Raw genomic sequence first — 21,417 nt, forward strand, 5'->3', positions numbered from 1 at the left:
TAAAACAAAACTCATGTGGATATGATTCATATAACGGGCAATAAAAGGAAAACCATCTCTCCAAGGATGGTTTAAGAGGATACATTCTCCGAATCAATGAGATCCAGGATCCTTTCCAGGTCTTCTTTTGAGTAAAATTCGATCTCGATCCTGCCTTTTTTCTTACTTTGTTTAATTGTGACGGGTGTCCCAAAACGTTCGCGAAGGCTATTTTCCCTTTCCTTAATGAAAATATCCTTTTTCGGTTTGGGAGGCGGAACCGTTTCATGTGAAACATTTTCATTTAACTGATTGATATAGTGTTCGAGCTGGCGGACATTCATGCTGTCTTTTATTATTTTTTCGACAACGGCCTTTAGTAGATTTTTTTTCTTTAAGCTTAGCAAAGTACGGCCGTGTCCCATTGATATTTCCCCTTCTGAAATGTACTTTTGAATGTCTTCCGGGAGGGATAGCAAGCGTATATGGTTTGCAATATGGGGACGGCTTTTGCCTAATCGTTTCGCAAGCTGTTCCTGCGTAAGGTCCGATTTTTCCAAAAGGGATTGATAGGCAATAGCTTCCTCAATAGGGTTGAGGTCTTCACGCTGCAGGTTTTCAAGGATGGCGAGTTCCATCATTTGCTGTTCTGTCAATTCCCGGACAACAACCGGAACCGTGGCCAACCCCGCTTCCTTAGCTGCCCGGAATCTTCTTTCCCCTACGACTATTTCATATCCTTTGATGCTCTTTCTTGCGATAATCGGCTGCAGAATGCCATGCTCGATAATTGACTGTTTTAACTCGCCAATCGCTTCGGGATCAAATAATTTTCGCGGCTGGTAAGGGTTCGGTCTTAGTTCCTTTACCTTGATCTCTTGTACTGCATCTTCTTTTCCGGCTTCCATGTTCGTAAACAGGGAGTTCAATCCCTTTCCAAGTCCTCTAGCCATTTGCCACCACTTCCTTTGCCAAGTCTAGGTAAACCTCTGCACCTCTTGATTTGGGATCATAAATAATGATTGGCTCTCCATGGCTTGGTGCCTCGCTTAATCGGACATTTCTTGGGATGATCGTTTTATAGACTTTGTCCTGGAAATACTTTTTCACTTCTTCTATTACCTGAATACCCAAATTGGTCCTTGCATCAAGCATCGTGAGGAGTACTCCTTCAATTTTCAGGTCCTGGTTCAGGTGCTTTTGGACAAGGCGGACAGTATTGAGGAGCTGGCTTAATCCCTCGAGAGCATAATATTCGCATTGGACCGGTATCAAGACCGCATCAGATGCAGTCAACGCATTTAAAGTGAGCAGCCCCAGCGACGGGGGACAATCAATGATGATGTAATCAAAACGGTCCTTTACCTCTTCCAATGCCCTTTTTAAACGAACCTCCCGGGATATCGTGGGCACCAGCTCAATTTCCGCCCCTGCAAGCTGAATCGTCGCCGGAATGGCGTACAGGTTTTCCACCTTTGTTGCCATTATCACTTCCTCAGCTTCGACATCATCCACCAACACATCATAAATGCATTGATTCACATCAGCTTTATCGATTCCTGCACCGCTCGTGGCATTTCCTTGCGGGTCAATATCGACGAGTAATACTTTTTTTCCTATGTATGCCAAACAGGCGCCGAGATTTACGGAGGTTGTCGTTTTTCCAACGCCGCCCTTTTGATTCGCAATCGCGAGAATCTTTCCCACGATGTCACCCACCTTCAACCTTACTATTTCAATAATCTATGTAAGAAGCAGCTTCTTTTATCTTAAACTATTAAATGCTTTTCTATTTTATCATGAAAAAAAGAAGTTTAAGTTTTTTTCTCGATAAACCACTTATTTTTTAGAAAATTGTAATAAAAGAGTAAATACAAAATAAAAAAGCCCGGCAAAATTGCCAGGCTGGTTAAAAAACATTACGCTTTTTTCTTTGGTATTTTTATCGTGAATTGGTAGTATTCCTCGAATTCCTCTTCTTCCGCGTCCAGATTGATTCCATTATCCGTAACCATGTTTAAAGATTGACGAATGGTGTTTACGGCGATTCTCATATCCTTGCTGAAAGCTTTTCTTTTCGGTTTCGGTTTTTGCACGGAATTATCGAGCAGTTTGACGACCCGTTCTTCGGTCTGTTTTACATTTAAGTTCTTCTCTATGATTTCCTGCAATAATTTAGTTTGTTTTTCCGGGTCCTTTAAAGGGATTAAAGAACGTGCATGGCGTTCCGTAATCAGCTTTTGCAGCACAGCCTCCTGCACTTCGCCGGGCAGCTTTAACAGCCTCAGCTTATTGGCGACGGTAGATTGGCCAATCCCAAGCCTTTGGGCCAGCGCTTCCTGTGTCAGGCTATGAAGCTCCAATAGCTTCCCATACGCAATGGCCTCTTCAATCGGGGAAAGTTCTTCCCGCTGCAAATTTTCTATTAGCGCAACTGAAGCCGTTTCAGTGTCATTGAAATTTTTCACGATGACTGGGGCTGTATCCCAGCCGAGTTTTTGTATGGCCCGAAAACGACGTTCGCCGGCGATGATCTCGAATTTCCCCTCTTCATACTGCCTTACGACTATGGGCTGGATGATGCCATGTGTATGAATGGTTTGGGCCAATTCGGTGATTTTGTCTTCATTGAATACTGTTCTGGGCTGATATCGATTGGGCACGATATTGGAAATGGAAACTTTCTTTATTTCTTCAAAATTACTTGGTTCTTCGATTTCCAGTTCAACTTGGTGCTCTTCTTTTTCGCCTATGCCAAAGAACCGCGAAAAAGGATGCTTCATTTCCCTACACCACCTTTAAGAAACTCCCATATTACATATTCTCTATCGAAGCGACAAGTCCTCCAAAAAGCTTGACAAATTTAAACAATACCATAGGTCTGTCGCACATCTATCTATCTTTTATAGTAAAAGAAAATGATAATGTACGCTACCGAAATTTTATTTTTCCAGAATACAGGATTTTTTTCCAATTTGTCCAGCCTTCTATTCAGCACAGTCATTCGATAGGCGTTTTATTCGGGGTCCCTGGTTTTCTTGGATATTTTTTAGGCGTAGGTTTCACCTTCTTGATAGTTATGATGTTTCTATCACTGTTTTCAAGCGGCAAAAGAAAATGGTGAATTTGTTCAATTTCCCCACCAAGCGTTGTGATCGCCTTTTTGCCGTTGTCCAATTCTTCCTTCGTGCTCGCGGCCTTCATGGCGATAAAGGTTCCATCCACTTTGACGAGCGGGAGACAAAGCTCACTTAATACTGACATCCTCGCCACTGCCCTTGCCGTCACAATATTATAAGCTTCACGATGTTCAGCCTTCTGTCCGAAGGTTTCGGCACGATCATGGAAAAACCCGACATTTTCAAGCTTTAGGGATTTCGCAAGATGCTCCAAAAAAGAAATCCTTTTATTGAGGGAATCTACAATCGAAACATGCAGCTGCGGGAAGACAATTTTCAATGGAATGCTTGGGAAACCGGCTCCGGCGCCTACATCAACAAGCTTGTAGGGTTTAGAAAGGTCGAAATAAAAGGCAGCACTTATTGAATCATAGAAATGTTTTAGATACACTTCTTCTTTATCCGTAATCGCGGTGAGATTCATTTTCTCATTCCACTCTAACAGCAGTCTATAATAGATTTCAAATTGCTCCAGCTGAAAGGGAGTAAGGTCAATGCCTTTCTCCTTAAGCAGCTGTTGAAATTGTTCAATTTTCATAGGTTGTTCATTCCTTTTCGGAAGTTCTGAACATTTGTCCGGAACCTTTCGGATATTGACGCGACGATTATTTGGAAACCCGTGCTATTTTTCCTTGTTCCAAATACACAAGCAAGATAGACACATCTGCAGGATTCACGCCTGAAATACGTGAAGCCTGTGCGACCGATAGCGGACGCACTTGTTTCAATTTTTGGCGCGCTTCATTCGCAAGGCCAGAAATGGCATCATAATCAATATTTTCAGGGATCTTTTTATTCTCCATTTTCTTGAGGCGGTCGACCTGCTGGAGTGATTTTTCGATATATCCTTCATATTTGATCTGGATTTCTACCTGTTCGGTCACATCATTATCAAGCTCCGTTTCGGATGGTGCGAGAAGCTTGATATGCGAATAATTCATTTCAGGGCGCTTCAATAAATCGGAAGCACGGATGCCATCCTTCAATTCGGTTCCCCCGCTTTGCCTGATGATTTCCTGTGTCTGTTCGTTCGGCTTGATGATAATGGATTGAAGCCGTGATTTTTCCGCTTCAACCGCTGCTTTTTTGTCCAGGAATTTCTCGTACCTTTCTTCCTTGATCATACCGATTTTATGGCCAATTTCTGTCAAACGCAGGTCGGCATTATCATGGCGCAGAAGCAAACGGTATTCGGCTCGTGACGTTAACAGCCGGTATGGCTCATTGGTCCCTTTTGTAACAAGATCGTCAATCAACACTCCAATGTACGCTTCCGAACGGCTTAAGATCAGTTCTTCTTTACCAAGGGCATTTAAGCCAGCATTGATCCCGGCCATCAACCCTTGGCCCGCCGCTTCTTCGTAACCGGAAGTCCCGTTAATTTGTCCAGCGGTATACAGGTTCTTCACTTTTTTCGTTTCTAGTGTCGGCCAAAGCTGCGTAGGGACGATCGCGTCATATTCGATTGCATATCCTGCACGCATCATCTGGACATTTTCAAGTCCTGGAATGGTTGCTAGAATCCTCCTCTGTACATCTTCAGGAAGGCTTGTAGACAGCCCCTGCACATAGACTTCCTGCGTATTTCGCCCTTCAGGCTCAAGGAAGATCTGATGACGCGGTTTGTCGTTGAAACGGACGACTTTATCTTCAATGGACGGGCAGTATCTCGGCCCTGTCCCTTTAATCATGCCGGAGTACATCGGAGAGCGGTGAAGATTGTCATCGATGATTTGGTGTGTTTCCAGGCTTGTATACGTAAGCCAGCACGGAAGCTGATCAGTTATAAACTTAGTCGTTTCATAAGAGAATGCGCGCGGCTCTTCGTCACCGGGCTGAATTTCCGTTTTGCTGTAATCAATCGTATGGCTGTTTACCCGTGGAGGTGTTCCGGTTTTGAAACGGACCAAATCAAAGCCAAGCTCCTCCAGATGTTCGGAAAGGCGGATCGAAGGCTGCTGGTTGTTCGGGCCGCTTGCATATTTAAGCTCCCCTAAAATGATTTCCCCTCTTAAAAAAGTACCGGTCGTAATGACAACCGTTTTTGCTTTATAAGTAGCGCCTGTTTGCGTAACCACACCATTACAAACGCCGTCTTCCACGATCAAACGTTCTACCATCCCTTGAATTAAAGTAAGGTTTGGTTCATTTTCAATCGTTTTTTTCATTTCCTGCTGGTATAAGAATTTATCGGCCTGGGCCCGTAAAGCGCGAACGGCAGGTCCTTTTCCGGTATTCAGCATTCTCATCTGGATATGCGTTTTGTCGATATTTTTCCCCATTTCGCCCCCCAGGGCGTCAATTTCCCTCACGACGATCCCTTTTGCGGGCCCTCCTACGGAAGGGTTACAAGGCATGAATGCCACCATATCCAAATTGATCGTAATCATCAGGGTTTTTGCACCAACCCTTGCAGCGGCAAGGCCGGCTTCACTTCCGGCATGCCCGGCCCCGATTACGATTACGTCATAACTGCCTGCATCGTATTGCATAGTTTTCCCTCCTTGCTTTATTTTCCTAAACAAAATTGTGAGAATAATTGATCGATCAAACTTTCGTGAACACTGTCCCCGATAATCTCGCCGAGCAATTCCCATGTCCTTGTAAAATCTATTTGAACTAAATCGACAGGAGTTCCGGCTTCTATTGCCAAAATTGCATCTTCGACAGCTTGTTTAGCCTGTCCCAATAAGGCTATATGGCGTGAATTCGACACATACGTCATATCTCCCGCTTCAATATTGCCCTCAAAGAATAAGGATGAGATTGCCTCTTCCAACTCATTGACTCCCTTATCCTCCAATAATGAAGTGGTGACGACCTTTCCGTTTCCGGCAAGCTCTTCCACATCTTCCAATTTGATTTTTTTTGGAAGATCCGTCTTATTCACAATCACAATCACATCCATGCCTTTTACGGCTTCGAAAAGCATTTCATCCTCAGGCGTCAGATCATCCGAGTAATTCAACACAAGCAAGATTAAGTCCGCTTCCTTCAAAACGGCCCTTGAGCGTTCAACCCCGATTCTTTCCACGATATCTTCCGTTTCACGGATTCCTGCCGTATCAAGGAGCCTTAGCGGCACGCCGCGGACATTGACGTATTCCTCGATCACATCCCGGGTAGTACCGGGAATGTCGGTAACAATCGCTTTATTTTCATGAACAAGACTATTTAATAAGGATGATTTCCCTACATTGGGCCGGCCGATAATCACCGTAGAAAGCCCTTCGCGTAAAATCTTTCCTTGCTGCGATGTCTGGAGCAGTTTTTCAATTTCCTTGCGGACATACTGGGCTTTATCCATAAACAAACGGTGGGTCATTTCCTCTACGTCGTCATATTCCGGATAATCGATATTTACTTCTACCTGCGCCAGTGTTTCAAGAATTTCCTGGCGAAGCTTACGAATCAGTTTCGATAACCGCCCATCCATTTGGCTAAGTGCAACATTCATCGCCCTGTCCGTTTTGGCGCGGATCAAATCCATGACCGCTTCTGCCTGTGATAAATCGATACGTCCGTTGAGAAACGCCCTTTTCGTAAATTCCCCTGGTTCAGCAAGACGGGCACCCTGTGAAAGAACCAGCTGCAACACCCTGTTTACGGAAACCAAACCGCCGTGGCAATTGATTTCGACCACATCCTCACGGGTGAATGTCTTCGGCCCCTTCATGATCGATACCATAACTTCTTCTACTGTCTCACCTGTTCTCGGATCAACCAAATGCCCGTAATGAATTGTATGGGACTCCACTTCTGAAAGGCTCTTCCCCTTCGGACCCCGGTATATTTTATCACTGATGGCCAAAGCCTCGTCGCCGCTGATCCGGACAATGGCAATCGCCCCTTCACCCATCGGGGTTGATATCGCGGTAATCGTATCGTATTCCATTTTTTTCACCTCATTTTTACCAAGGATATATATTTGAAATATTTTATTATTTTTTTGCTAAATTAATACAATACCACAGACCGGACATACATGAAAAGCAGATAACATTTGAAAGACAAAAGTTATCCACATTATGAAACCATTTGAATTCGCACCCTTAATTTTAACTTATCCACATGTGAATAACAACAAACGCCGGCAATGAGCTTTTTCGGAACCTTTGATGCTACTTTTGAAAATGAATAACCGTTTGCAAGCGGTACATATGAATACTCATACCTTGACCTTGGTCCAATACGTACCCAACAAACATTTAAGCCGCCGGTCCACCTTCCAAAGTACAATAAAAACCCCCATGTGAATCCGAGTCACACGGGGTTGCCGTACATGTTATTTAGTTGGGGTAATCACCAAATGGCGGTACGGTTCCGTCCCGCTCGAAGTGGTTTTAATCTTCGGGTAATTCATTAAAGCTGTATGGATGACCTTACGTTCATAAGAAGGCATCGGCTCGAGCGACACTTGTTTGCCTGAACGGACAGCCTGGGCCGCCATTCTTTCCGCGAGCTGGATAAGTGTGTCTATACGGCGCTTGCGGTAGTCCTCAGCATCCACTGTTATATTCAAGTATTGATTGGAATAGCGATTGGCCACCAGCTGGGTTAAATATTGTATAGAATTTAACGTTTGGCCTCGTTTCCCAATCAAAAGGGCGATCTTTTCACCAGAGAGCCAAAATGTAAGATTTTTTCCATCCTGTCGCACATCAACTTGGACGGTGACCCCCATCTTTTCACTGACGTTTTCCAGGTACTTAACAGCTTCCTCGATCGCATCAGGCCTAACTGTGACCTTCACAACCGCTTGCCTGCCACCGAACAAGCCCAGAAACCCTTTTTTTCCTTCATCAACAATTTTAATTTCTGCACGGTCCCGGGATATATTCAACTGAGCTAAAGCGGAATCTACTGCTTCTTCGACAGATTGTCCTGTAGCAGTTACTTGTTTCACTTTTTCTTTGCTCCTCCCGCATTTCCGGCAGCTGCTTTTTTCAGATCCGGAGCTTTAATGAAATATGTTTGAATGATCATGAATATGTTACCAACTACCCAGTATAGAGAAAGGGCAGCAGGGAAATTGATTGCGAAAACAACGATCATGATTGGCATGATATAAAGCATCATCGTCATCTGGGCAGCCATTTGCGGATTGGTATCCATCCCGACCATCGTGATCTTTTGCTGAATAAAGGTAGTGATACCCGCCACGATAGGCAATATATAATATGGATCTGCATCGCCAAGGTCAAACCATAAGAAGTTGTGATTTGCGATCTCCCTAGTACGGGTGATAGCATGGTAAAAACCAATCAAAATCGGCATTTGCACTACCAAAGGAAGACAGCCTGCCAAAGGATTCACTCCATATTTCTGGAATAAAGCCATCGTTTCCTGCTGAAGCTTTTGCTGGGTAGCTGCATCCTTTGAGCTGTATTTTTCACGAAGCTCCTTCATTTCAGGCTGGATGGCCTGCATCGCTTTAGAACTTTTCGTTTGCTTAATCATTAATGGCAGAATTGCCAGACGAATAAGAATGGTTACGACAATAATCCCTAATCCATAGTCTCCTAAAAACTCAGATACGGACGTAATCAGCATGGATAATGGATAGACGATATATTCATTCCAGAACCCTGTGCTTTCTGAAGTAATCGGCTTATTTACCTCTGTACATCCAGCAAGTAAGAGCATCATGGAAACAAGCCCAGTTATGAGTAATAATCTTTTTTTCAACCGTCTTTTCCTCCTGTCTATATACAAATCTTCTAAAACGCCTGCATGACCTTTCTCCAATGGAAAAAACTTGTCCAAAACCATGCAGTTTCCGCAGCATCGGGTACACACAAGTCTTTGCTTCTATCATTTATATGGAATCCATTTTTTTTGCAGGTAAGAAAGTATAAAATTTCTTACTGCATGAAGTTTAACACAGGCTAAGTGCGCTACATTTTATAGCAACACCTGTATGTCCCACATCCTTCGGGCCTAACTGTGCCTCTGTCTTCTTCTTTATAAAGGCTCGCCAATCGACGAGTTTTTTAATACTATTTGTTCCCCTTGAATACATACGAAAGAAAAATGGATAGGTTTCATTAATCCTTATTTATAGGTTTTCTTTTGAATGCAAATGAATTCGAACGCTTCAATACATGGATCAGGCTTTTTTTCACCTGAAAAAAATCCATCTCAGATGTCGGCTTCCTTGCGATCACAACATAATCGCGGCCAATCTTAATATCGTCCATCAATTCAAGGAACGATTGCCTTATGTATCTTTTTATCTGGTTCCTGACCACGGCATTGCCCATTTTTTTACTTACGGAAAGGCCAATCCGAAAATAATCCTGATTGGGCTTGTCAAGGACATAGACAACAAATTGCCTGTTCGCGAATGATTCACCATTTTGAAAAACATTCTGGAATTCATCATTCTTTTTAATTCTTAGCTTCTTTTTCATCCTTACACCTTCAATAAAGTAAATTGGGGCCGGGATTTTCACTTTAATCCCTGGCCTGTACCCGCACCCGATTGTGACAACTAGTTCCGGGGCGGGCTCAGGCGACAGCTCAGTCTTTATGGAAAAAAAGACCACTGAGACTTTTCAGTGGTCTACGCAGATAATACTTTTCTGCCCTTGCGACGGCGTGCAGCTAATACTTTACGTCCGTTTTTTGTGCTCATGCGTGCACGGAAACCGTGAACTTTGCTGTGCTTACGCTTATTTGGTTGATAAGTTCTTTTCATCTATGACACCTCCCTGAGGAATAACAGTTAAAGACAGTCTCTATGATTATATAGAGGATACTTAAAAAATGCAACCTCTTCTAAAAAAAATCTTCATCTTCCTAACGATCGACAGCAGATTGATCTTTCTCTTTTTTTCTCTATAAAATCCAGTCTGCAAAAACGTGTCCTTAGCCTGTGGATATGTTTTCGACATTTTTCTCACTATCCACAGCAACAAATGACAAGTTTTACACATAGTAAAAGCCTGTGGAAAAGTTTTTCCCACAGGGAGGGGGAGTTGTGGATAAACTTATAAAACCATTGCAAGCATGGTAAATATCTGATATTATATTTGTGTTTTCACTCTTAATAACTTTATCAACAGTTAACGTTATCCACAGATTGTTAATAACTTGTGGATAGCTTTTTCAGCAGATGTAGATAAATTTGTCCACAAACAGTGGATATTGTCGAAAAACCGTTTTTCTTCTTTATATTATATTTATTCCCATATTACTGTTGATAAATAATTATACATTCAGACATATTTTGTCGTTTTACATGTTTAAGAAGTTGTACAGTAACAATGCTTGATGGGTGCAAACAAACAGTATAAATATTTACAAGGCTGGGCTTGCCTCAGCCGAATTTTGTACGTTTACAAATTTAACTTTCATCTCAGAAAGCAACAGCCCCGGCAGCGAAAAGAGCCGCCTTTAAAGCTTTTGATCAGTAGGTAAGTACGTAAAAAACCTCGAAAAGGAGGGATTCTATTGGAGAATATCGACGCTTTGTGGAGCCAGGCGCTTGGCAAAATCGAGAAAAAAATCAGTAAGCCAAGCTTTGAAACTTGGTTAAAATCAACTAAGGCCCATATGCTGCAAGGAGATATCCTGACAGTAACGGCACCAAATGAGTTTGCGCGTGACTGGCTGGAGGAGAGATATTCCCATCTTATCGCAGGTGTATTGTTTGATCTGACCGGAGAAGAGCTTGAAGTCAAATTCATCATTCCGCCGAATCAGGGCGAAGATGATTTTGATTTGCCAGCACCTGCCAAAAAGAAAAAAAGGCAAGCTGATGACAACAGCGACTTTCCTCAGCATATGCTCAACACAAAAAACACCTTTGATACATTTGTCATCGGCTCGGGCAACCGCTTTGCCCATGCTGCCTCCCTTGCAGTGGCCGAGGCACCTGCGAAAGCATACAATCCTTTGTTTATCTATGGAGGGGTAGGTCTTGGAAAAACGCACCTAATGCATGCAATCGGCCATTATGTATTGGAGCATAATCCTTCTGCCAAAGTTGTCTATCTCTCTTCAGAGAAATTCACAAATGAATTCATCAACTCGATCCGTGATAATAATGCAGAAGCTTTCCGGAATAAATACAGAAGCGTCGATGTGCTTCTCATTGATGATATTCAATTTTTAGCCGGGAAAGAACAAACCCAGGAGGAATTTTTCCATACGTTCAATACGCTTCATGAAGAAAGCAAACAGATCGTTATTTCAAGTGACCGTCCTCCCAAGGAAATCCCGACACTTGAAGACCGCCTCCGCTCCAGGTTTGAATGGGGGCTGATCACTGATATTACCCCGCCGGATTTGGAGACAAGGATTGCCATCCTGCGCAAGAAGGCAAAAGCGGAAGGACTTGATATTCCTAATGAAGTTATGCTGTATATTGCCAATCAGATAGACTCCAATATCCGTGAGTTGGAAGGGGCCTTAATTCGAGTCGTGGCATACTCTTCTTTGATCAATAAGGATATTAATGCCGACCTGGCAGCAGAAGCGCTTAAAGATATCATTCCAAGCTCAAAACCAAGAATTATTTCGATCCATGATATACAAAGGGCGGTTGGAGAGCATTACAGTGTAAAGCTCGAGGACTTTAAAGCAAAAAAGCGGACGAAATCAGTCGCCTTTCCAAGGCAAATTGCCATGTACCTTTCCAGAGAATTAACAGACTCTTCCCTGCCGAAAATCGGCGATGAATTCGGCGGGCGTGACCACACGACTGTGATTCATGCCCACGAAAAGATTTCCAAGCTTTTGCAAACGGACTCTGTTCTGCAAAGGCAGCTAAAAGAAATCCAGGACCAATTGAAAGTATAGGAAAACTGAATAATGTTAATAACCTCCTTTAGTTTACACACAGTCTGTCCACATGTGGATAGACTGTTTTTCCTTATGTTTTTTGGGGTTATCCACATATTCACAGGCCCTATTACTACTATTACTATTTTTTAAAAAAATAATAACTAATAAATTAATGCCTACAGGCGAATAATTATTACTCATTTGGGGGATTCGAAAATGCAATTTATCATCCAGCGTGACCGATTAGTTCAAAGTGTACAAGAAGTGATGAAAGCTGTAACATCCAGAACCACAATTCCAATCTTGACCGGGGTAAAAATTACAGTAAAAACAGAGGGTGTCACATTGACAGGGAGTGATTCCGATATTTCGATTGAATCCTTCATTCCTGTTGAAGAAGATGGGAACGAGATTGTCGAAATAAAAGAAACCGGCAGCATTGTATTAAACGCCCGGTTCTTCAGTGAAATTGTAAAGAAATTGCCTATGGATGCGGTGGAGATCGAAGTCCAAAATAACTTACAGACGATTATCCGTTCCGGGAAAGCTGAATTCAATTTAAACGGTCTCGATGCAGAAGAATATCCGCATTTGCCGTTGATTGAAGAAGAAAACATATTAAGACTCCCTGCAGACTTATTAAAAACCCTGGTCCGACAGACTGTCTTTGCAGTGTCCACCTCAGAAACACGGCCCATCTTGACAGGTGTAAACATTAAGGTTGAAAATGACGAGCTAACCTGTATTGCAACAGATAGCCACCGCCTGGCGATGAGGAAAGCGAGATTGGAAAATGAAGTGAATGGCACCTATAATGTCGTAATTCCTGGGAAAAGCTTGAATGAGCTGAGTAAAATTTTGGATGATACGAACGAACCAATTGAAATAGTGATTACTGAAAACCAGGTATTATTCAGAGCGAAGAACTTGTTATTCTTCTCAAGGCTTCTGGAAGGAAACTATCCGGATACCTCCCGGTTGATCCCGACTGACAGCAAAACTAATATAACTGTTCATGTAAAGGAATTCCTTCAGGCGATCGACCGGGCTTCCCTGCTGGCAAGAGAGGGGAGAAACAATGTTGTAAAGCTGTCCACACTGGAAGGTGGGGTCATTGAGATTTCCTCCAACAGCCCTGAAATTGGGAAGGTAATCGAAGAAGTAACAGCCGAATCAATCGAAGGTGAGGAATTGAAAATTTCCTTCAGCGCCAAGTTTGTTATGGACGCCTTAAAGGCCCTGGAGGGAACTGATATAAAGATCAACTTCACAGGTGCTATGAGGCCTTTTGTCATCCGCTCCCTGCATGATGATACAATGCTGCAATTAATCCTGCCGGTTCGGACATATTAATAAAAAGTTTATCCCTGGTATCTGATTGCGAAGTAACATACTAGTTACAATGTTGCTACAGGATATGGCGGAGACTAGTCGAGGTCCCTTCAAGACAACACACTTCCGCAGTATGGTAGGAAGGCTAGATTCGCTGCATTCTGTAGCAACACCGTCATCACCCACATCGTGTGGACCCTATAAGCTGCTGGTTTCGACTGGCGGCTTTTTTTCTAAACTTAGCAGGAAGCAGCTACCCGTTTTAATAAAACACGCTTACTTTGTGTTTATCCGTTTTTTTTAGTAAAATAAAGCATTAGAGACTACTTAGAAATGAGTGAATGCGGCATGACTGAAATTCAGATTGATACTGAATATATTACGCTTGGCCAATTTTTAAAAGTGGCGGACATCATTCAAAGCGGCGGCATGGCGAAATGGTTTTTAAGTGAACATGAAGTTTTTGTGAACGATGATCTGGACACGAGAAGAGGGAGAAAGCTTAGAGAAGGAGACAGGGTATTCATTCCAAAAGTCGGAAGCTTTGTTATCACGCTCTAAGAATAAGGGAAGAACCGATCATGCATATAGAACATCTTAAATTAAAGAATTACCGTAACTACGAGGATCTCGAGATCAGCTTTGAAAACAAGGTAAATGTAATCCTTGGGGAAAATGCACAAGGAAAGACCAATGTGATGGAATCGATCTTCGTTTTGGCGATGGCAAAGTCGCATCGGACATCGAATGACAAAGATCTTATTCGCTGGGACGAAGAATATGCTAAAATAGAAGGCAGGATAAGAAAAAGGCTTACTTCGATTCCCTTGGAATTGGTCATATCGAAAAAGGGAAAAAAAGCGAAAAGCAATCATATTGAACAGCAAAAACTGAGCCAGTATGTCGGCACGATGAATGTAGTGATGTTTGCACCTGAGGATCTCCATCTGGTCAAAGGAAGCCCTCAGGTTAGACGGCGTTTCATCGATATGGAAATTGGCCAGGTTTCTCCCGTTTACCTTCATGATATGAGCCAATACCAAAAAATACTGCAGCAAAGAAATCATTACCTTAAACTTTTACAAATCAGAAAACAGACGGATACGGCGATGCTTGATGTGCTCACGGAGCAATTGATCGAATATGCTGCTAGAATCATTGATAAAAGATATCAATTCCTCTCGCTGCTTCAGGAATGGGCAGAACCGATCCACTCCGGCATATCAAGAAACCTGGAAAAGCTTAAAATCGAATATAAACCATCGCTTGATGTATCAGAATCTATGGATTTGACAAAAATGATAGAAGAATTCGAAGATAAATTTGTTAAAATAAGAACAAGGGAAATTGAACGGGGCGTAACACTCATAGGGCCGCATCGGGATGACCTGGTTTTTTTTGTGAACGGACGCGATGTCCAGACTTTTGGTTCCCAGGGCCAGCAGCGGACCACCGCCCTTTCTTTGAAACTTGCTGAAATAGAATTAATCCATTCCGAAATAGGAGAATATCCTATTTTGCTTTTGGACGATGTGTTGTCGGAACTGGACGATTACCGCCAGTCCCATTTGTTAAATACGATCCAGGGAAAAGTCCAGACTTTTGTCACTACCACATCCACAGACGGCATTAATCACCAGACACTGCGCGATGCATCAACGTTTCACGTGGCTCAGGGGACTTTATCAAAGGTGAAATGACGAGGTGGGCTTATGTATCTCCATATTGGTGAGGATATACTTGTAAAAACAGATGATGTAATAGCGATTTTAGATAAACAGCTCCTCCAGTCTTCTCCCATCATGCAGGAATTCCTGGATAAAAAACAAGAAGTGACGGTCAATCTTGCAAAAGGGTCAATAAAATCAATTGTCGTTACCGACAAATATATTTATTATTCTCCCCTTGCGTCCGGCACCCTAAAAAAACGCTCACTGCAAAAATCGATTTTAATCGATGAATAAATAGATCTGCATAAACAGGTTTCGAAGAATTTCACAGGCATACAAATTGCAATCAGAAAAGTGTAGGTGATTGTTGTGGCAATGGAACAAAAGGAAGTTCAGGGACAGGAATACGATGAAAACCAGATTCAGGTTCTAGAAGGGTTGGAGGCTGTCAGAAAACGTCCAGGGATGTATATTGGGTCTACTTCTGTAAAAGGGCTCCACCATCTTGTGTGGGAAATCGTGGATAACAGCATTGATGAAGCTTTAGCCGGATTTTGCGATGAGATCAAGGTAATCATCGAAAAGGACAACAGCATCACGGTCATTGATAATGGACGGGGAATACCAGTCGGGATCCATGAAAAAATGGGCCGCCCGGCGGTAGAAGTAATCATGACTGTGCTTCATGCAGGCGGAAAATTCGGCGGCGGTGGCTATAAGGTTTCCGGAGGGCTTCATGGGGTCGGTGCATCCGTAGTGAATGCCCTGTCCACTGAATTGGAGGTCTTTGTTCATCGTGAAGGAAATGTTCACTACCAAAAGTTCGAGCGTGGAGTCCCGCAGGAAGACTTGAAAATCATTGATGAGACAGATCATACGGGAACTACGATCCATTTCACGCCGGATGACGAAATTTTTACTGAAACACGTGAATATGAATATGAGACGCTCGCTACGCGGTTGAGGGAATTGGCATTCCTTAACAGGGGAATCAAGATTTCCATAGAAGATAAACGTGAAGAAAAAGAACGTTCCAATGAATATTATTATGAAGGCGGCATTAAGTCCTATGTAGAACACTTAAACCGTACAAAAGAAGTTCTGCATGATGAGCCAATCTATATTGAAGGCGAAAAAGAAGGAATATCGGTTGAAATCGCCCTTCAGTATAATGAGGGCTATACAAGTAATTTATACTCCTTCGCCAATAATATTCACACATATGAAGGGGGAACCCATGAATCCGGGTTTAAGACTGCCTTGACCCGCGTTATTAATGATTATGCTAGAAAGAATGGTCTGATAAAAGAGAGTGATGCCAACCTTTCCGGTGAAGATGTGCGTGAAGGGTTGACCGCGATTATTTCAGTGAAACACCCTGACCCTCAATTTGAAGGACAGACGAAGACAAAACTAGGGAATTCAGAAGCAAGCACCATTACGAATTCGATTCTATCGGAAAAATTGGAATCATTTATGCTGGAGAACCCGTCGGTAGCCAGAAGAATTGTGGATAAAGGTTTAATGGCTGCAAGAGCCCGTATGGCTGCCAAGAAAGCACGCGAATTGACAAGGCGGAAAAGTGCGTTGGAAGTCTCGAGCCTCCCGGGAAAATTAGCCGATTGTTCTTCCAAGGATCCGGCCATCAGTGAATTATATATCGTTGAGGGCGATTCTGCAGGGGGTTCCGCAAAGCAGGGGCGAAGCCGGCATAATCAGGCGATTCTGCCTCTGCGGGGGAAAATCCTCAATGTCGAAAAAGCAAGGCTGGATAAAATCCTTTCGAGCCAGGAGATTCGTACCATCATTACGGCATTAGGTACGGGAATCGGCGAAGAGTTCGATATTTCAAAGGCGAGATACCATAAAATCATCATCATGACAGATGCCGACGTTGATGGTGCCCATATCCGAACACTATTATTAACCTTCTTGTTCCGTTATATGAGGCAGATTGTCGATGCCGGCTATATTTATATTGCCCAGCCGCCTTTATATAAGGTCCAGCAGGGCAAAAGAATCGAATACGCATATAATGACCGGCAGCTTAATGAGATCATGGCCCAGATTCCGAGCCAGCCGAAACCTGGAATCCAGAGGTATAAAGGATTGGGTGAAATGAATCCTGAACAGCTATGGGAAACGACAATGAATCCGGAAACGAGGACTCTGCTTCAAGTGAAACTTGAAGATGCGATTGAAGCGGATTCGACATTTGATATGCTGATGGGCGATAAGGTTGAGCCAAGGCGGGACTTTATTGAAGAAAACGCAATTTACGTCAAAAACTTGGATATCTAACTTGGAACAGGGTGGATGCGACTGCATCTATCCTGTCTTTTAACGATTGGCCGGCTAAAACCGCCACGTCCTGTGGCAACTTCGGCACAGGTACAGCCATGTACGTAGCAGTTAGAATCGGTATATGGTGAAAATTTATCCTGTCTTAATTATAATAATGCACTTCTAAAAAGGAGGTTGCTCTATGTCTGAAATAGAAAACGTAAAGGAAATAAACCTTAGCCAGGAAATGCGTACATCATTTTTGGATTACGCGATGAGCGTCATCGTATCACGCGCACTGCCAGATGTACGCGACGGGTTAAAGCCTGTGCATCGACGCATTCTTTATGCGATGAATGATTTAGGCATGACAGCGGATAAGGCCTATAAAAAATCAGCTCGTATTGTCGGGGAAGTAATCGGTAAATACCACCCGCACGGTGATTCAGCTGTATACGAAACCATGGTCAGGATGGCACAGGATTTCAACTACCGGTATATGCTTGTCGACGGGCATGGGAATTTCGGCTCGGTCGATGGGGATCCTGCAGCAGCAATGCGTTATACCGAAGCAAGAATGTCCAAAATCTCGATGGAATTAATCCGTGATATCAATAAAGATACCATTGATTATAAAGAAAACTACGATGGTTCCGAAAAAGAGCCGGTTGTGCTTCCGGCCCGTTTTCCAAACTTGCTCGTAAACGGTTCCTCCGGTATTGCTGTAGGTATGGCTACAAATATTCCGCCCCACCAATTAGGGGAAGTGATTGACGCAGTATTGGCAGTCAGTAAAAACCCGGATCTTTCCATTCAGGAATTGATGGAAATTATCCCAGGACCTGACTTTCCTACCGCCGGCCTTATTTTAGGCCGCAGTGGAATCAGACGGGCCTATGAAACCGGCAGAGGGTCAATTACCCTTCGTGCCAAGGTGGAAATTGAAGAGAAACCAAATGGAAAACAAGTCATTATCGTCAATGAATTGCCGTACCAGGTAAATAAGGCGAAGCTAATCGAAAAAATCGCAGAACTTGTCCGTGACAAACGGATTGACGGGATCACGGATCTGCGCGATGAGTCTGACAGAAACGGAATGCGCATTGTCATTGAAGTCCGCAGGGATGCAAATGCGAATGTATTATTAAATAATTTATATAAACATACTGCGATGCAGACAAGCTTCGGAATCAATTTATTGGCACTCGTGGAGGGCCAGCCAAAGGTTCTGAATTTAAAACAATGCCTACAGTATTATCTTGAACACCAGCAGGTTGTCATCAGGCGCAGAACGGAGTACGAACTGCGGAAAGCGGAAGCCCGTGCCCACATTTTGGAAGGCTTGCGAATCGCACTTGACCACCTTGATGAAGTCATCAACTTGATCCGCAGCTCGCAGACGACCGATATTGCCCGGGAAGGATTGATGACTCAATTCAACCTTTCTGAAAAGCAGGCACAGGCAATTTTGGACATGCGTTTGCAGCGTTTGACAGGGTTAGAGCGTGAGAAAATCGAGGAAGAATACCAATCCCTTGTAGCTTTGATCGCTGAACTCAGAGGGATCCTTGCTGAGGAAGAAAAGGTGTTGGAAATCATCCGAGAAGAACTTTCGGAAATTAAAGAAAGATTCAATGATGAGCGCCGTACGGAAATCATTGTAACCGGTCTGGAAAATATCGAAGATGAAGATCTCATACCTGTGGAAAATATCGTTGTGACATTGACCCATAACGGGTATATCAAACGGCTCCCAGTTTCCACATACCGCAGCCAAAAACGCGGTGGAAGAGGAATACAAGGCATGGGTACCAACGAAGATGACTTTGTCGCACAGTTGCTTACTACCTCGACGCACGACCACCTTTTATTCTTTACAAACAAGGGAAAGGTATACCGTGCGAAAGGGTATGAAATTCCTGAGTACGGACGGACCGCAAAAGGCCTTCCGATCATCAACCTTCTCGAAATCGAAAAGAATGAATGGGTAAATGCGATTATACCAGTCAAGGAATTTGTTGATGATTGGTTTTTGTTCTTTACCACCAAAGAAGGCATATCCAAACGATCACCGCTGTCTTCCTTTGGAAACATAAGAAATAATGGCCTGATTGCTTTAGGATTGCGCGAAGGAGATGAATTAATCTCTGTTCGTTTAACGAATGGCCAGAAAGATATCATCATCGGGACGAAAAACGGAATGCTGATCCGCTTCCCGGAAACGGATGTCCGCTCAATGGGACGCACGGCAACCGGTGTTAAAGGAATCACGCTGAGAAATAACGATGAAGTTGTTGGAATGGAAATCCTCGAAGAAGACACTGAGGTTCTCATCGTTACGAAAAAAGGCTACGGAAAACGCACCCCTGCAGATGAATACCGTATTCAAACCCGTGGCGGAAAAGGTATCAAAACATGTAACGTCACCGATAAGAATGGAGAACTGGTGGCTGTCAAAACCGTTACCGGTGGAGAAGATATAATGTTAATAACGGCAGGCGGCGTGTTAATTCGCATGGCTGTTGACAGTATATCCAGAACGGGACGAAATACTCAGGGTGTAAAATTAATCCGACTGGAATCCAGTGATAATGAATTTGTGGCCACCGTTGCCATGGTAGAAAAAGAAGAGGAAAAAGATATCATCGAAGATATCGAGGAAATACAGCCTGAAGAGCCTTTTAAGGATGAAATGGAAGATGCGGAAGAATCAACTGATGAAAACACAGAGGGATAAAATTTGGTAATTCAGGGCATCCGAACGGGTGCTCTTTTTTTTGACTAAATCGGAACTGGTTTTTAAAAAGAAAATGCAGTAATATTATGGTAACTAAACAAAGCAGTTCCTACAGGGGTGGAGAGGTTTGCGTGTTAAAACACATTATCTAATAGAAGGTACCATTCTTTCAAAGGATGTACCGGGTTTGGCCAACCGCCCGATTATGGCCGGAAAGACAATTTTAAACCATCACCTTTTAGAAGTATTGAAAGCATTCTTGGTGACAGATGTGAGCGTTGAAAAAACCTTGATCAATGGTATGCCGTTTGTACCTAAAGAAGTGATCGATCAAGAGGGAGAGGAAAACGAAAGCATCGGAACAGGCTTTATTCCATCTTATTTGAAAGCCGTGCAAAGCTATAAGAATTTATTTAAAAACTGGCAGGCAGGCAGTCCGATGGACATATCGAAAGTAAGGGAATTGATCATCCCGTTATTTAATAAAGCGATGGAAAATCCGTCAGCGCTTTTTTTGCTTCACCACTATAGTACCGCAGCTGATTATTTGTACCATCATGCAATATCCGTTGGCTTATTGAGCGGCTATCTTGCCAGGAAATCAAATTTTGAACAGGGAGATGTTCTTCAAATTACGATGGCGGGTTGCCTTGTTGACTGTGGAATGGCCAAAATTTCTCCAAAAATCCTCGAGAAAAAAACAAGCCTAACAACAGATGAATTCAATGAAGTGAAACCGCATCCGCTTTATAGCCTGCAAATGCTCCAAAATAGTTCCATCTTAAAAGAAGCTGTTAAATATGCCATCCTTCAGCATCATGAACGATTGGATGGGAGCGGGTATCCTTCAGGGAAGAAAGGGGAAGCTTTGCATACCTTCTCCAGGATTGTAGCGGTAGCTGATGTATTCCATGCAATGACATCTGAAAGGAATTACCGAAAAAAACAATCCCCTTTCAAAGTAGCAGAAATGATCTTACAGGATGACTTTGGAAAGTTTGACATAAGCGTTGTGAAAACGTTGTTATCCGGCATTACCAACTACTCCATTGGAAACAATGTAAAACTTTCTAATGGATATATCGCTGAAATCATCTTTGTTGAGTCCCATGCCCCGACACGGCCAATGGTCAAGATGAAGGATAGCGGAGAAATCTTGCATCTCGGAAAGAACAGGGAGTTATTTATTGAAGAAATCCTATAAATTAACGGAACACAAGCCTGCATAACACGTGCAGGCTTTTATTATTTTCTCCAGTATCTGATTAAATATTACAAATTTAAATACACCCTTGATTTTAAAATATAAACTAGATATAATAACAAAGTCGGCAACAGGATAAAATAAATTGTTGACTTAAAAGTATAAAAATGATATATTAATAAAGTCGCTTCTGAGAGAACGACAAAGAAATTGCTCTTTGAAAACTGAACAAAACAAAGCGCC

The 21,417-nt window shown here is 42.9% G+C and carries 18 protein-coding genes; 8 read left to right on the plus strand and 10 right to left on the minus strand.

Annotated features, from left to right (window positions below):
- Window positions 1-71: 71 nt before the first annotated feature.
- The 10 genes from D0466_RS15230 to rpmH all read right to left on the minus strand — a co-directional run bounded on the left by D0466_RS15230 (window position 72) and on the right by rpmH (window position 9,858).
- On the minus strand, window positions 72-932 hold the full coding sequence (locus tag D0466_RS15230; protein ID WP_117323397.1) for a ParB/RepB/Spo0J family partition protein: 861 nt from the start codon (window positions 930-932) through the stop codon (window positions 72-74).
- The gene (locus D0466_RS15235; protein ID WP_117323398.1) at window positions 925-1,686 is read right to left on the minus strand and encodes a ParA family protein; all 762 of its coding nucleotides are present in this window, start codon (window positions 1,684-1,686) and stop codon (window positions 925-927) included. Before D0466_RS15235 ends, D0466_RS15230 begins: the two co-directional genes overlap by 8 nt.
- 212 nt (window positions 1,687-1,898) lie before the next feature.
- Window positions 1,899-2,762 (minus strand): nucleoid occlusion protein, encoded by an 864-nt coding sequence (noc, locus tag D0466_RS15240; RefSeq protein ID WP_117323399.1) that lies wholly within the window; start codon window positions 2,760-2,762, stop codon window positions 1,899-1,901.
- Between the two features lie 217 nt (window positions 2,763-2,979).
- Entirely contained in the window at window positions 2,980-3,696 is a 717-nt protein-coding gene (rsmG, locus tag D0466_RS15245) for a 16S rRNA (guanine(527)-N(7))-methyltransferase RsmG (protein ID WP_117323400.1), read from the minus strand.
- A 67-nt stretch (window positions 3,697-3,763) separates the two neighbouring features.
- Window positions 3,764-5,650, minus strand: a complete 1,887-nt coding sequence (gene mnmG, locus D0466_RS15250; RefSeq protein ID WP_117323401.1) for a tRNA uridine-5-carboxymethylaminomethyl(34) synthesis enzyme MnmG — start codon at window positions 5,648-5,650, stop codon at window positions 3,764-3,766.
- 17 nt (window positions 5,651-5,667) lie between these two features.
- Window positions 5,668-7,053, minus strand: a complete 1,386-nt coding sequence (gene mnmE, locus D0466_RS15255; protein WP_117323402.1) for a tRNA uridine-5-carboxymethylaminomethyl(34) synthesis GTPase MnmE — start codon at window positions 7,051-7,053, stop codon at window positions 5,668-5,670.
- Between the two features lie 390 nt (window positions 7,054-7,443).
- The gene (jag, locus tag D0466_RS15265) at window positions 7,444-8,064 is read right to left on the minus strand and encodes an RNA-binding cell elongation regulator Jag/EloR (RefSeq protein WP_117323404.1); all 621 of its coding nucleotides are present in this window, start codon (window positions 8,062-8,064) and stop codon (window positions 7,444-7,446) included.
- Window positions 8,061-8,846 carry a YidC family membrane integrase SpoIIIJ gene (spoIIIJ, locus tag D0466_RS15270; RefSeq protein ID WP_117323405.1) on the minus strand — a complete coding sequence of 262 codons (786 nt, stop codon included), beginning with the start codon at window positions 8,844-8,846 and terminating at the stop codon, window positions 8,061-8,063. Before spoIIIJ ends, jag begins: the two co-directional genes overlap by 4 nt.
- Window positions 8,847-9,205: 359 nt before the next feature.
- Window positions 9,206-9,571 (minus strand): ribonuclease P protein component, encoded by a 366-nt coding sequence (gene rnpA / locus D0466_RS15275; protein ID WP_117323430.1) that lies wholly within the window; start codon window positions 9,569-9,571, stop codon window positions 9,206-9,208.
- A 152-nt stretch (window positions 9,572-9,723) separates the two neighbouring features.
- Complete coding sequence (rpmH, locus tag D0466_RS15280; protein WP_019243402.1) at window positions 9,724-9,858, minus strand: 50S ribosomal protein L34; 135 nt, start codon at window positions 9,856-9,858, stop codon at window positions 9,724-9,726.
- 755 nt (window positions 9,859-10,613) lie between these two features.
- On the opposite strand from rpmH, the gene dnaA reads away from it, so the two are divergent.
- The 8 genes from dnaA (at window position 10,614) to D0466_RS15320 (ending at window position 21,174) form a co-directional block, all read left to right on the plus strand.
- Window positions 10,614-11,963 (plus strand): chromosomal replication initiator protein DnaA, encoded by a 1,350-nt coding sequence (dnaA, locus tag D0466_RS15285; RefSeq protein ID WP_117323406.1) that lies wholly within the window; start codon window positions 10,614-10,616, stop codon window positions 11,961-11,963.
- Between the two features lie 201 nt (window positions 11,964-12,164).
- A complete protein-coding gene (gene dnaN, locus D0466_RS15290; RefSeq protein WP_117323407.1) occupies window positions 12,165-13,301 on the plus strand; it encodes a DNA polymerase III subunit beta in 1,137 nt (378 codons plus the stop codon).
- Window positions 13,302-13,628: 327 nt separating this feature from the next.
- Window positions 13,629-13,841 carry a S4 domain-containing protein YaaA gene (gene yaaA / locus D0466_RS15295; RefSeq protein ID WP_117323431.1) on the plus strand — a complete coding sequence of 71 codons (213 nt, stop codon included), beginning with the start codon at window positions 13,629-13,631 and terminating at the stop codon, window positions 13,839-13,841.
- A gap of 20 nt (window positions 13,842-13,861) precedes the next feature.
- Complete coding sequence (gene recF / locus D0466_RS15300) at window positions 13,862-14,980, plus strand: DNA replication/repair protein RecF (protein ID WP_117323408.1); 1,119 nt, start codon at window positions 13,862-13,864, stop codon at window positions 14,978-14,980.
- A gap of 12 nt (window positions 14,981-14,992) precedes the next feature.
- Window positions 14,993-15,244 carry an extracellular matrix regulator RemB gene (gene remB / locus D0466_RS15305; RefSeq protein ID WP_117323409.1) on the plus strand — a complete coding sequence of 84 codons (252 nt, stop codon included), beginning with the start codon at window positions 14,993-14,995 and terminating at the stop codon, window positions 15,242-15,244.
- A gap of 81 nt (window positions 15,245-15,325) precedes the next feature.
- Window positions 15,326-17,251 (plus strand): DNA topoisomerase (ATP-hydrolyzing) subunit B, encoded by a 1,926-nt coding sequence (gyrB, locus tag D0466_RS15310; protein WP_117323410.1) that lies wholly within the window; start codon window positions 15,326-15,328, stop codon window positions 17,249-17,251.
- 184 nt (window positions 17,252-17,435) lie between these two features.
- The gene (gyrA, locus tag D0466_RS15315; RefSeq protein ID WP_117323411.1) at window positions 17,436-19,970 is read left to right on the plus strand and encodes a DNA gyrase subunit A; all 2,535 of its coding nucleotides are present in this window, start codon (window positions 17,436-17,438) and stop codon (window positions 19,968-19,970) included.
- Window positions 19,971-20,097: 127 nt separating this feature from the next.
- Window positions 20,098-21,174 carry an HD-GYP domain-containing protein gene (locus tag D0466_RS15320; protein WP_233522661.1) on the plus strand — a complete coding sequence of 359 codons (1,077 nt, stop codon included), beginning with the start codon at window positions 20,098-20,100 and terminating at the stop codon, window positions 21,172-21,174.
- Window positions 21,175-21,417 lie beyond the last annotated feature (243 nt).

It is taken from the genome of Peribacillus glennii (assembly GCF_003429105.1).
GTDB classification, from domain to species: domain Bacteria; phylum Bacillota; class Bacilli; order Bacillales; family DSM-1321; genus Peribacillus; species Peribacillus glennii.